Raw genomic sequence first — 12,955 nt, 5'->3', positions numbered from 1 at the left:
AAAAGTCTCTAGCTAAGATTTTACTGTGCAAAGACCATTTGAGGAGTTAATTGTAAATCGGGAAATGTCACCGATATTATCCTATCTTCGTTGTTAAATTCTGCCAGTTCATAAAATCCCGAAATTAGGTTTAAAACCGATATTTTTAGGGACATAGGATCGATAATCCAGTATTCAGGAATGCCTCTCACTGCGTATTCTGAACGTTTATAACGGTAGTCATCATCGGCATTATTGGGGCTAACAATTTCTACAACTAACAGGGGAGGAAATTCAATCACTGCTGTGGTCATATTTCTAATCTCTTGACATTGTTCGGCAGTTAAAATCATTAAGTCTGGGATTCTCGATTTAGCTTTATCGGTGCGAATTCCCACGGTAGCGGGCATAACTTGCCAGTCTAATTGTAGCCTCTCTATTTCCCTTTCTAACACCTTAAATATATATCTAAGTATCAAAGAATGAAAGCCACTAGCGGGAGGCATGGAAATTAATTCTCCGTTAAATAATTCGTATTTATCATCCGTGCAGTCCTGATAATTTAAATATTCCGCAAAGGTATATAATTTTTCTTTGGTAGCAATCATGATAACCTCTAGAAAAAACTTAATTGAATCTCCTTAAGGGGGGTAGGGTTGATTCATGAATCAACCCTACTATTAATCAACCCTAGGGTTAGGGGGAATCTGACAATTTTTAACACCTAGCTTTTTACTTAAGATTCGATATCCTCAACTTTTTTGGGAACTGTTGCAGTTAAAACCTCATTTCCTGTGGCAGTAACTAACACATCATCTTCGATACGGATACCGATACCCCGCCATTTTTCTGGCACTTCCGGCTGTCCTTCAGCAGGTTTAATATCGGGGGAGATATAAATCCCCGGTTCCACGGTTAAAACATGACCAGGCTGCAAAGTTTGCCAAGTTTCTTCGTTAACTTTATAACCTCCCGCATCATGGACATCTAATCCTAACCAATGGCCAGTTCTGTGCATATAAAAAGGCTTATATTTTTCCTCTTTAATTATCTCATCAATGTCGCCGACCAATAGCCCTAAATCCACTAATCCCTCCACAATTGTCCTCACGGCTGTGTCATGAAAAAGATTATAAGGATTACCAGTTTTTACCACTTCAATCGCCTTTAATTGAGCTTCCAGAACAATTTCATAGATAATTTTTTGTTCGGGGGTAAATTTACCATTAACGGGAAAAGTGCGGGTAATATCACCGTTATAGTAATTGTAGGCACAACCAGCATCAATTAATAAAAGCTCATTTTCTTGTACTTGGCGATTATTGTTGATATAGTGCAGAATACAGGCATTAGCACCACTAGCAACAATAGAAGGATAAGCAGGACCCATACCCCCTTCCAGGCGAAAAGTATGCTCAATTTCCGCTTGAATTTGATACTCGTAGTGACCAACTTTGGTAAATTCTCTGGCCCGATTATGTGCCTGTGCTGAAATAGCAGTTGCTTGGCGAATATTGTCCAATTCGGCCTCGGTTTTCAGTAAGCGCAAAGGATGGAGAATAAAATTAGTATCCTCTAAAGCAGTCGGTCCAGTGCCGCGACGGGGAAAAGTGGCGATTAATTTTTGCCAGTGCTTTAGAACATTTGTATTAAAAGTTTTGTCCCGGCCGAGATGATAATAAATTCGTTCGGCTTTTTCGAGATATTGGGGTAATTTTTCGTCCAATTCTTCGATAGAATAGGCCTCATCAGCAGCAAAAATTTCCTTTGCTCCTTCCACACCGTGGAGATAGCCTGTCCAGGTTTCTTTTTCCGGGTCTTTTGGCTGCACGAACAGGATAAACTGATGTTCGGGGTGATGGGGTGCTAAAACCGCCACCGCCTCCGGTTCATTAAATCCTGTCAGGTAAAAAAAGTCACTATCCTGACGATAGGTGTATTCTACGTCATTGTGCATGACCACCATGGGCGCACTGCGAAAAATTGCCGTTCCATTGCCGATTTTTTCCATTACCTGCTGACGACGCTGCTGAAACTCTCTGCGATCGATGCCCATAGATATTCCTAAAAATGTCACAATAAGTCCTAGAGTCTATTATCGCTAATATTTTTAATTTATGACCCCTGAAGAACTGGATTTTTCCCAAGATATCATCGAAAGGCGCGAGTTTACCCTAGCAGATTTTATCGCTCAAGAGGGGGCGGATTTCCTCAAAGGAGAATCTCCTGTCCCCAAATTAGTGCAAGTTACCACAGAGATTAAACAATTTATTGCCGCTAATTTAGGGGATTCTTCGGGAGCTTTGCAGATAATTTTACAGCTTATTGTCGATGAAGAATTAACCAAAGTCAGTCAAAATTTAGATAATCCCGTTCAAGCTTTACAGTTAATCCTAGAAGAAATTTTAGACAATCAAGAATTACTCTATGAATTAGTACACCGAGTCGATGTGAAATGGGGACAATTATACGGGGAACGTCCCTATTTTCAACAACCCCATCAAAAACCTCACCCTGAAGACGAATACACCCACAATTCCGTCAGAGATAAGTTAGTCAGTTTATTAGCCAGATTAGAAGCAGATAAGTAGTAGAGTTATTAGGAGACTCCGAGATGATTCAAGACATACCTTATCTTTAGGAAAAACTCTGTATTTTAATTATTTCTTAATAAAGACTAACAGGACTGATGGTGAGCAGCAGAAGTTATTAAAAGAGGGCGAAGGCAATTCGCCCCTACAATAATATTTATTATCGCGCCAAAAGTAGGGGCGCACCGCGTGCGCCCAGCGGTCATGGGTGAAAATAGTTGTAAGATCAAAAAATTCTCCGATAAATGTTGCCCTATCCCCCGCGTGCCTACCTATTCCTACTATACCGCCGATGTTTTTAGCGATCGCATTTTTGGTGGTAATCCCCTGGCGGTTTTTCCGGAAGCGTCTGGATTAACCCGCACCCAGATGCAAAAAATCGCCGCCGAATTTAACTTCTCGGAGACAGTCTTCGTTTTTGCGCCAGAAACGCCCCAAGGCACTAAAAAAGTCCGGATTTTCACCCCCAGTACCGAATTACCCTTTGCTGGTCATCCTACCGTCGGCACAGCCTATATTTTAGCCCTAATCGGCGCTATTCCCCCCTACCAAGAAACCACGATTTATCTGGAGGAAGGAGTCGGTTTAGTACCGGTGAAAATTATCATGGAGGGGGAAAAACCGGTCTATAGTGAGTTAAAAGTGGCACAATTGCCGGAATTAGTGACGGATACTTATGCTCTCGATGATTTAGCGGCGATTCTTTCCCTACGCGTTGCCGATTTCTTACCCGGTTATCCCCCCCGCGCTTTTTCCTGTGGTCTCCCTTTTTTATTCATCCCCGTCAAAAATCGAGATATTTTAGGGAAAATAAAACTAAATCTAACTCTTTGGTCATCATTATTAGGTCAATCCCCCGCTAATTCCCTTTTTGTCTGCTGTTTTGACCCAGAATCTCCCCTATCTCGTCTCTATGGCCGAATGTTTGCCCCCGGTTTAGGAGTTATGGAAGATCCCGCCACTGGTTCGGCTGTGGCCGCTTTAGCGGGCTACCTAGGGGCCTTAGAATCTTCTAGGGAAGGGATGAATCAATGGACAATAATCCAAGGAGTGGAAATGGGCAGACCCAGCAGTTTACAATTAAAGTTTCAGAAAAACAACCGTAAAATTACGGAAGTTTCTGTGGGTGGTGCATCAGTTCTAGTCTGCCAAGGTAAGATGATAATTCCCGATGGGGAAACAAAAAGCCCTACAAAAGGGTTATTGTGATTATTATTCCCTGAAATCGGTGAGAAACAGGAAAGGATTAAAATTTTGGACTGGTATCATTTAATCGAAACTCTCTATATAGAGAAGAAAAAAGCTTAATCCCGCAAAAAAGCGAGAGGATAACTCATATTCTCAGCAAATCCCAAGATACCTCCATCTCGATGCTCATAGAGTAACTTTCCTTGACTATCAAATAAAAAAGTCCCTCCCCGTTGGGTGAGATAACTACTATCGGGGACATAGGTTGACCAATTGCCCAAAACTTGAGTCATATTACGCAGTCTCAGGGTGGCTAATTCAAAAGGTCGCTGAAAACCTTGACCCCCAGCAAGATTGAATAGGGAACCCCGGAAAGCTGGTAAAGGCCGCGCTTGTATTGTTTCCTCCTCGGCAATTAATTGGGGGGCTTTGCGATCGCCACGATAACCCCGCAGCACTTCGGCCAGAGTCCCCGGACTACCCACACCCACACACATCAAAATTAGATTTAACCAGGCATTTTGTCCGGGGGAAAATCTCGGTAATTTTAACGATAAACCGCGATACAGTCCTAATAAATCGTGTAATTCAGCTTTCGGGTCAACAAACAGCCAATCTTGCCGAAATTTCGTATATTCAGCGAATTTTAAACCTGAATTGCGATCGCCGATACCGATGGCACGAATGGTAATCCCGGCATTTTGCCAAAGGGCTGCCTCTTTTTCTAACCACCAAGCGTATTCGAGACTGTCAAAATCTCCCAATTGCGGCCAAACAAGAATTAAAAGACGTTTATAGTCGGCACAATCGCTTAAAATTGGCACTATTTGCCCATCGCTGACTCTTTGGCGTTGAATTGTTGAAAATATTTCATATATACTGCTCATAGATAAATTTCTCCTAATAAAACCTCCTCTTTTGCTCCCGTGACTTTCGGTAAATTACTGGGGAAATTGTGCCAGCGCCAATAGGCCAAAAGGGCAAAAGCGATCGCTTCTTTAAAATCGCTATTTAATCCTACCTCATCGGTGGTCAAAAGCTTGACATTTGACCCCAAATGTGCTAGTAGTCTTTGGCGCAGGTAGGCATTATGAGCGCCACCACCGCAGAGCAGCACTTCTGCAGGCATTTCCGGCAAAAAGGTTTGATAGCTGTGGGCGATCGAAATGGCGGTTAAATCGGTTAAACTGGCCAACCAGTCGGCATCACTGAGGGAATAAGCTTGGGCATCCCGGTGCAATTGGGCTAGATAGGCGGGACTAAATAACTCTCTGCCGGTGGATTTAGGGGGATATTGTTGAAAATAAGGCTCCTGTAGCCATTTATGAACTAATTCGGAGCAGGGTTGACCCTGGGCCGACCATTGACCGTTATGGTCGTAGGTTTGTTGGCCTTGGCTCAAAAATTGTACGGCCAAATCGATGAGGACATTGCCGGGGCCGGTATCCCAACCGAAAATTTTTTGCTGCCAATTTTCCGTTTGTCGGGGGGGTAAATAGGTTAAATTGCCAATACCGCCGATATTTTGGACGCAGCGGGCTTTGGTGGGGTGAGAAAGCAGATAAGCGTCAATTTTCGGCACTAGGGGCGCACCGTGACCAGCTTGGGCGATATCGGCAGCGCGAAAATTACTAATGGTGGGAATACTGGTGATTTTTGCGATCGCTGCTCCCCGTCCTAATTGTACCGTGTAACCGAGGCGATCGTTTTCGGGGGGTCGATGAAAAACGGTTTGACCGTGACTGCCGATTAATTGGGCTTTTGGGGCTTCTTTTTGGATATTTAAGGCGGCTTGGGCGAATTCTGCGGCGATGTTATCATCTAAGCTGGCTAAAGCTTCAATAGATAGCTTTTCTCCCCCACAGACTTGCAAAATTGTCTCTCGTAATCGGGGGGAATAGGGATAGGTTTCCCCTGCTAATAACTGCACCTGTGGAGACTCCACTGTACCGCTAATCTCCACTAAAGCGGTATCGATGCCATCCACCGATGTGCCACTGATTAAACCGATAACTAACAAGTTTTTTCCCTCAACTGTCGATTGTTGATTATTTTATCCCCCTCCGACAATAGTAACAATTTCTAATTTATCCCCCTCCTTGATTTCCGTGTTTTCCCAATACTGACGATGGAGGATTTCCCCGTTATATTCCACTGCAACTAACCGAGGATTCATGCCCAAATTTTCTAGCATTTGCGGTAGTTTAGTTGCGGGTAAACAGGTTTGAGTTTTGCCGTTAATTTGCAAGGTTATTTCTGACATGGATTTGGATAAGTAGTCGTGCAAAATTAATTTCCTAGTCGAGACAGGAGACAGCTTTTTTCTCCCCACACCCTACACCCCACACCCCACACCCTACTTTAATTGGGTTAATAATTCTTGTGTCACCACATCGGGGTGCTGCGCTTCCATGATGGCCCGGACTACAGCTACCTGTTGCGCTCCTGCCTCTAAAACCTCTTTAATGTTATTACTATCAATACCACCGATCGCAAACCAGGGTAAAGGGCAATTTTCCCGCGCATAACGGACGTATTCCAATCCTGCGGGGGTTTTTCCCGCTTTGGTGGGGGTGGCATAAACTGGACCAACTCCCACATAATCGGCCTTTTCTTGGATTGCTTTGGCCATCTCTTGGGGATTAGTGGTGGACCGGCCGATAATTGCCGTCGGGCCGAGAAATTGCCGCGCTAGGGAAATCGGTAGATCCTGTTGACCGAGATGAACACCATCAGCATGAACGGCCTGAGCAATATCGATGCGATCGTTCATAATAAATAAAGCATCGTAACGGTGGCATAACTCACAGAGTTTAGCAGCTTCTTCTAAACGAATCGTATCAGCGGCGGTTTTATGGCGGTACTGCACCAATTTTAAACCTGCTTTTAGGGCTAATTCGACGATTTCTAACAGATTTTCGGCGGGAGAAGTGACTAGATAGAGGGGAGATGCTTTTAGTTTTTCCAGAGGTGGCGAGATTAATAGTTTACTCTCTAGCTGATAAACCCGATAGCGCAGCTGTTTACAGGCTATCCCTAGCTCTAGATCATAGAGCTTACCGTATTCTTCTAAAACCCTAAAAGCCTCCTGTACGCGAGCCAGATTTGCCTGCAGCAGTCCCTCGACAGTCTCCCGGATTTCTTCCCTGGGATGGCTTAAATCCCTGCCGATATCGCCGGCTGTGTCCCGATGTCGTTTAAGATCGATCGAGTGCCAACTAGCCAACTGATGGCGCATTTCTTTACATTCTTGGGCTAAATTGGGATTATCTAAGCCAAAACGACACCATTCTTCGATAATTCGCAGTCCTTCTCTAGCGCGGTCAAGGTTAGCATCGAGAATCCGTTTAATCGCCGTGGTTTCTAGTTTCATTTGCCGTCAATGTAGAGTTATGATAGCCGTTAGTCGTCAGCTAAAATATTACTATTCTTGGCCCTTGTTCGGGGAATAGCCGAGTCGGCATCAGACAGGCAACAAAGAGGGAGGAGAAACCCAGTCCAAGGATAATTTTAAGCCGAGGGGAGATTCTTAAGCGCCCCTAGGTATTCCACCAATTGCCGATGATCTGGATTATGTAGCGGGTAGAGACGATTGTAACAGATGGTGACGAGGGCTTGCAGATCGTCCACTAAATCCTCAGCTGCAATGGATTTCTGGGGTTGATTGAGGAGAATGACTTGGATTTTAAAGAAACTGCACAAACCCAAAATAAAATCATGACAAAAGCGGCCAACACTTTCTGGATGGGTTAAAACTAGACATTCCAACCCACCGTTACACATCATCTCTACTAGACGCATAAGATTAGGGCGATTGTGACTGACTCCGTTGCCGATATCGCTGAGAATTTCAAAGGGTTGACCCTGCTGATGACAAAAGTCTTCTAAGGCTTTTATCTGATCCTCTAGTTGTTGTTTTTGTTCAGGTCGGTTAACACGAGCATAGCCAATGATAAATGGGGTTGATTGAACAGATTGTAATATATCTTGCCGTCGGTAGCGCCGATGACCACCAGGGGTACGAATTGAGGAAATTTTCCCCTGTTGTTCCCAGCGCCGGAGGGTTTTAATGCTAACTCCGAGCAAGCCCGAGGCTTCTCTAATCGTGATTAGGTTATCCATACATAGTAACTTGGTTTTAAATTAGAAAAATTTATTGTAGGAGAATCGTTCAACCTGAGACAGTGTAGTTGTCCACCTTCACCCTGTGATTACCTCGAGTAGGAATAATAGTCATTTCAGATAGGTTTAATATAGTCTAGATCGACAAAACTCTTAGGAAATCTGGTATTGATATTCTCAAGCTTAATTGAAATTACTATATACATAATTCTATCGACAGGACTCGGTTTTAAATCAAAGAAATTCCTGAGGGTAGAATTGTCTAACTTAAGACAGGTGTTTGTCCACTTTCATACTGTGATTAGCTCCCAATGCTGATTGAAGAAGATTTATGATGGCTCATAATACATCTTTCCACAGAGATTTGGAAAAAAATTCTTTGTTCTCCTAAAACCTGAGTTTCCCCGATCATCGCACGGGATAACTTGTTATAGGTGCCAATCCAAAAGACTCTGCTGTAGGGATTAGTTGTATTCTTAACCTTATCCCCATTTTAACGCAGCTGCCTGGTTAGGGAATTGATTGGCTTTGAACTGAAGTTTTGACGTTAAACAATGTTAAGTTTTGTATATGATCCCTCTCTTGATTAAGTTTTATAACAGTTTGAGATATTTCTTAAAACTAGAGCCTGTTTATTTATCCAGCTTTCACCAAAAAGCTTGGGTATATTTGTCAGTTTTTGGGTAGTTAGGGACTTGCGCTTTGATAATGTACCATCTGGCTGGTCTGGTTCTTCTACAGAGCGATTTTCTGGCTGGGATATTATTCCTACGCAAGTCCCTTATCAAGAAAAACTCCTATAAATGGTTCTTCGGTTTGTGTTATGCAATGGACTGGAGTTATAAGGGATAGAACCCTTATTTAGAAAGGCATTTGGCGATTTTTGTCAATTGTTTTCGATCTACAGCGAACTCATCAATTGAGTCTCTTGCCAGAGAAGGATTTAGTCAATTTATGCCCCCCTATCGAACCATAACAAGTAACGAAGAGCCCTATAAATTGGACAAAAAAATAGATAAATATTGCCAAACAAATCTCTAAAACACTTGTTTTTTTTGAATAGTTTCGCTATAGTTCTGTCAGGTTAAATAAAAAAGTTATCAGCGAGCTTAACGCTTGCCTGACCTCTTTTGATGGCTATAGTACACACAATTAAGGCTGGATAATTCAGTTATGATGACAACCAACAAATTAACCAAAATTCTTTCCGGTGTAGCGGTCCTCGGTATTGCCTCCGCTATCGCCGCTCCCGCTCAAGCCGGTACTCTCGGTTGGTCTAACGGAACCTCCGACTTCTTCAGTGATGTTAACCCTGGTGCTGGTGATACTTTCTCGGTCACTTTTAGCGGTGCGGGTCAAGCTTTCGTTTCTACTGCCAATGGAGAGTTTGTACCTCCTTTTACTTTCACCGACAACACAATAGCTAACCCACCCTATACAACAAACCTAACCCCAGCCGTAGGAAACTTTGAATTTGTCACGGCTTTTAATGCCAATTCTGGTGAATACAAACTTACCAACGACCTAGCTTTTGCCTTCTCTAATGGAGCAACGGTGACTTGGGAAGCTGGTACTATATTTGAGTATCTTTTCGATGAACCTGGAAGTGTACAGTTCCAGTTGGGAGATGACCCGGATAATGTTCCACTTGTTACTGGAATACAACCCTACGATTATGTTCTTCCCACAGATGTCCTTCAGTTTGGTGATGGTTCACTTCCTGCTCCTGGCACCTATAATGGCTCAGTGAGTGTCGCCGTTCCCGAACCGGGTACTATCCTCGGACTTCTGACTGTGGGTGGTTTAGGATTGGTTTCCCGCTTGAAGAGACAAAAATAACAGTTACCAATGTCTTGCACACATTGATAACTGTGACGTTGAACAAGAATAGCTAAAGGTTAGATGCCCTGTTTGGTTTTCTAGCTTTTAGCTTTTTCTTAAGTATTGATTCTAACCCAGGTCTTGACCTGATTTTTGTTTTTATACCAATTCTCCAAAGTCTGACTACAGAAGTTTAATCCCCCTAAATCCCCCTTAAAAAGGGTGACTTAAATTCGATGTGTAGTTTTCATTTAGAGAAATGGTATTAATCAACTTCTGTAGGGGCGTATCGCGTACGCCCTCCCTTCGATAATTTTTGCCCTCCCTTCGATAATTTTTTCTGAACAAGCTCAAGCATTGTCCGGCGAAGGCAATTCGCCCCTAGGGTGGGAAAAATTAGAGTACCGTAAAGTGTAATTCTGTGCGGCCATTTAGGGGAATTCCTCAAGGCTATATAATTGAGCTTTGGGTAATTTATCCCAGCATAATTCTTGACCGCGAAAAACTGATGTCCTCTTTACTCTCCGCTATTCCCCTCGACGCGATCGCTTATAATTCCCAGGGTTTAGTACCAGCGATCGCTCAAGACTATCTTGATGCTACAGTGTTAATGATGGCCTGGATGAATCGGGAATCCCTCGAAAAAACCCTCACCACCGGGGAAGCGTGGTATTGGAGTCGTTCTCGTCAAGAATTATGGCACAAAGGAGCCACCTCGGGCCATATCCAAAAAGTGCGTCAAATTCGCTACGATTGCGATAGTGATGCTATCTTGCTGACTATTGAGCAAATCGGTGATATCGCCTGTCATACCGGCGAAAGAAGCTGTTTTCATCAAGTAAATTGGCAAAAATCACCGCCAGCGGCCGACACCCTCTCGGAATTGTTTAAGGTAATTTGCGATCGCAGAGACGATCCTCATCCGGAATCCTACACCTGTAAACTTTTGGCCGGGGGAGATAACAAAATTCTCAAGAAAATCGGCGAAGAATCGGCAGAAGTGGTCATGGCCTGCAAAGATAATGATGGCGATGCTATTGCCTCAGAAGTGGCCGATCTTTTTTATCATACTCTCGTCGCTCTCGCCTATCATCAAGTCCCCCTGCGAGATGTCTATAAAAAACTGCAAGACCGGCGCCGGTAATCAGTTATCAGTTATCAGTTATCAGATTTGAGTTTTAAGTGTTAAGTTTCCGATTCCTGACGACCGAATATTTGTGGTTTACGACTTAGTAATTATCGGTGCCACTCCTGCGGGGATAGAAGCGGCTTTCTTGGCTGTTCACCTCAAAAAAAGGGTGGCTTTAGTGCAACAGCCTTATAGCGGCAATTTAGAGGCATCTGAGGACATTTTTAGCAAGGGCTACAGCCAAATTATCCATCTCTATAAACTGCTGAATCATTGGCAAGAAACGGCCGTTTATCCCCAGTGGCAACGGTTGCGGCAATGGTTAGAGGAAGTGGATAAAACTATTAATAAATATCATTCTTTGGCAAGATTAGCCACGGAAGGAATAGATGTGATCCCGGGTGGGGGGGAATTTGTCCGGCTGCCCCATTTAGGATTCGTGGTTAACGGTCGGCAATTGTTGGCTAAACACTATCTTATCGCCCCGGGTTTTTATCTGCAAGTCCCGAAAATTTTCGGCTTAGATGAGGTTAATTATTTTACCGCTCAAACCCTTTGGCAAGAGCCAAATTTAGACAATTTAGGACAACATTTAGCGATTATTGGTAACAGCAGCATGGCTGTGAGTTTGTCCCAAATTCTCCGACGTTTGGGGAAAGAAATTAGCTTAATTATCGAGGATAATTATCTACTGCCGGATATTGATCGGGAAATCTGCCATTTAGTTACTGCCATTTTAGAAGCGGAAGGAATTAAGATTTTACCAGGCTATTGTCCTAGTCAAGTGAAAGCGATCGAGGGTCAAAAATGGCTACAATTAGGCAATCGTGTTATCGAAGTTGATGATATCATTTTTGCTGGTAATTATCAAGTCGATGAACAGGGATTAAATTTGGCTGGGGTGGGAGTTAAACTAGAACAAGGATTAATCAAGGTTAATCAGCAATTACAAACCGATAATTCCCGCATTTATGCCCTAAATTTGCTCAGAAATAATTATCCCGATCCTACTTTAAATCACCGGGCTGCTTTTGGGTTAGTCAAGCATCTGCTCACGGGAGAAAAATTTAACTTTAATCCCGATCAAATTCCCTCATTTATTGCTTTTGATCCGGCTATTGCTTGGGTGGGTTTAACTGGAAAAGCAGCCCGGGAGAGCTATGGTGAGGAGGTAAAGATGATTAACTATCCCATCAAAAATATAGTGGCACAGCAAATCTGGGGAGAAACCACCGGATTTTGTCAATTAATCTACCGACAAGATGGTAAAATACTGGGAGCGCAAATAGTCGGTAATCAAGCGGCAGAAATGATCGGTATCATCAGTTTAGCTTTACAAGAAAATTTAACCATACAATCCCTCAATAAAAATATTTATATTTGGGGAAGTATGGGAGAGATTATCGGAGAAATGACCCAATTAATCCCCCCAAAAAAATCTTGGTTAACTTGGCTAAAAAAATTATTCAGATAATTAGATATAAAAAAAGAAGATTAAATTATGAAACCGAAATTTATTGTCTTTGAAGGTATTGACGGATCTGGAACAAGTACCCAAGCAAAACTCCTACAAGAATATTTTTTCAAGCGAGGGGAAAAAGCAGTTTTAAGTCCGGAACCTTCCGAGGGAGTCATCGGTCGTTTGATTCGAGAAATAATGCAAACTAATCTTATTTCTATCCAAGATCAAAATCAATTTGACCGACAAATGGCTTATTTATTTGCAGCTGATCGCCATTATCACTTATATAATGATCATGATGGCGTTTTTAAACTTATTCACCAAGAACAAACCCACGTTATCACTACTCGTTATTATTTTTCTTCCCTGGCCTACAATTGCAATAATCCCGAAGAATTTGCTTTTGTTCGGCAGTTAAATCAACATTTTCCCAATCCAGATATAGTTATTTATATCGATGTTATTCCCGATATTTCTCTAGCGAGAATTAAAAACAGAGCCATCACAGAAGTGTACGAAAAACAAGAAAAATTAATGAAAGTTCGTCAGATGTTTATCGAGATATTTAAAGAATATAAAGATAATTGTTTACAACTGGATGGCAATGATACAATAGAACACCTTCACCGAAATATTATTAATTATCTTGAACAATTAATTTAA

At 42.6% G+C, this 12,955-nt stretch carries 13 protein-coding genes; 6 read left to right on the top strand and 7 right to left on the bottom strand.

Annotated elements, in window-relative coordinates; translation table 11 throughout:
• Window positions 1-20: 20 nt before the first annotated feature.
• A complete protein-coding gene (locus tag ACQY1Y_RS08335; protein WP_430014358.1) occupies window positions 21-587 on the bottom strand; it encodes a Uma2 family endonuclease in 567 nt (188 codons plus the stop codon).
• Between the two features lie 128 nt (window positions 588-715).
• Complete coding sequence (locus ACQY1Y_RS08330; protein ID WP_123231059.1) at window positions 716-2,035, bottom strand: aminopeptidase P N-terminal domain-containing protein; 1,320 nt, start codon at window positions 2,033-2,035, stop codon at window positions 716-718.
• Window positions 2,036-2,096: 61 nt separating this feature from the next.
• On the opposite strand from ACQY1Y_RS08330, the gene ACQY1Y_RS08325 reads away from it, so the two are divergent.
• Both ACQY1Y_RS08325 and ACQY1Y_RS08320 read left to right on the top strand, forming a co-directional pair.
• Window positions 2,097-2,570, top strand: coding sequence for a hypothetical protein (locus ACQY1Y_RS08325; protein WP_130757411.1), 474 nt, complete (start codon window positions 2,097-2,099; stop codon window positions 2,568-2,570).
• A 264-nt stretch (window positions 2,571-2,834) separates the two neighbouring features.
• Window positions 2,835-3,779, top strand: coding sequence for a PhzF family phenazine biosynthesis protein (locus ACQY1Y_RS08320; RefSeq protein WP_002776634.1), 945 nt, complete (start codon window positions 2,835-2,837; stop codon window positions 3,777-3,779).
• Window positions 3,780-3,874: 95 nt separating this feature from the next.
• Here the strand turns inward: ACQY1Y_RS08320 and ACQY1Y_RS08315 are convergent, their stop codons facing one another.
• From ACQY1Y_RS08315 to ACQY1Y_RS08295, 5 genes are all read right to left on the bottom strand, one after another.
• A complete protein-coding gene (locus ACQY1Y_RS08315) occupies window positions 3,875-4,645 on the bottom strand; it encodes a peroxiredoxin-like family protein (RefSeq protein ID WP_430014357.1) in 771 nt (256 codons plus the stop codon).
• A complete protein-coding gene (locus tag ACQY1Y_RS08310) occupies window positions 4,642-5,778 on the bottom strand; it encodes an anhydro-N-acetylmuramic acid kinase (protein WP_430014356.1) in 1,137 nt (378 codons plus the stop codon). The genes ACQY1Y_RS08315 and ACQY1Y_RS08310 overlap by 4 nt, the downstream gene beginning before the upstream one ends.
• Window positions 5,779-5,811: 33 nt before the next feature.
• Complete coding sequence (gene thiS, locus ACQY1Y_RS08305; RefSeq protein WP_002751314.1) at window positions 5,812-6,021, bottom strand: sulfur carrier protein ThiS; 210 nt, start codon at window positions 6,019-6,021, stop codon at window positions 5,812-5,814.
• Window positions 6,022-6,114: 93 nt separating this feature from the next.
• Window positions 6,115-7,131: a thiamine phosphate synthase gene (locus tag ACQY1Y_RS08300; protein ID WP_430014355.1), complete on the bottom strand. Its 1,017-nt coding sequence runs from the start codon at window positions 7,129-7,131 to the stop codon at window positions 6,115-6,117.
• 137 nt (window positions 7,132-7,268) lie between these two features.
• Window positions 7,269-7,880 carry an IS607 family transposase gene (locus ACQY1Y_RS08295; RefSeq protein ID WP_002739943.1) on the bottom strand — a complete coding sequence of 204 codons (612 nt, stop codon included), beginning with the start codon at window positions 7,878-7,880 and terminating at the stop codon, window positions 7,269-7,271.
• 1,173 nt (window positions 7,881-9,053) lie between these two features.
• On the opposite strand from ACQY1Y_RS08295, the gene ACQY1Y_RS08290 reads away from it, so the two are divergent.
• The 4 genes from ACQY1Y_RS08290 to tmk all read left to right on the top strand — a co-directional run bounded on the left by ACQY1Y_RS08290 (window position 9,054) and on the right by tmk (window position 12,955).
• On the top strand, window positions 9,054-9,719 hold the full coding sequence (locus tag ACQY1Y_RS08290; RefSeq protein ID WP_430014354.1) for a PEP-CTERM sorting domain-containing protein: 666 nt from the start codon (window positions 9,054-9,056) through the stop codon (window positions 9,717-9,719).
• A gap of 490 nt (window positions 9,720-10,209) precedes the next feature.
• Window positions 10,210-10,845 (top strand): bifunctional phosphoribosyl-AMP cyclohydrolase/phosphoribosyl-ATP diphosphatase HisIE, encoded by a 636-nt coding sequence (hisIE, locus tag ACQY1Y_RS08285; RefSeq protein WP_002804335.1) that lies wholly within the window; start codon window positions 10,210-10,212, stop codon window positions 10,843-10,845.
• Between the two features lie 73 nt (window positions 10,846-10,918).
• Complete coding sequence (locus ACQY1Y_RS08280; RefSeq protein WP_430014353.1) at window positions 10,919-12,304, top strand: dihydrolipoyl dehydrogenase family protein; 1,386 nt, start codon at window positions 10,919-10,921, stop codon at window positions 12,302-12,304.
• A gap of 27 nt (window positions 12,305-12,331) precedes the next feature.
• Entirely contained in the window at window positions 12,332-12,955 is a 624-nt protein-coding gene (gene tmk / locus ACQY1Y_RS08275) for a dTMP kinase (protein WP_016516093.1), read from the top strand.

Origin of the sequence: Microcystis ichthyoblabe FBCC-A1114 (assembly GCF_050500245.1) — a bacterium.
GTDB lineage: Bacteria > Cyanobacteriota > Cyanobacteriia > Cyanobacteriales > Microcystaceae > Microcystis > Microcystis ichthyoblabe_A.
Note: the sequence above shows the minus strand (reverse complement) of the source record. Positions and strands in the feature narration are given on the sequence as shown.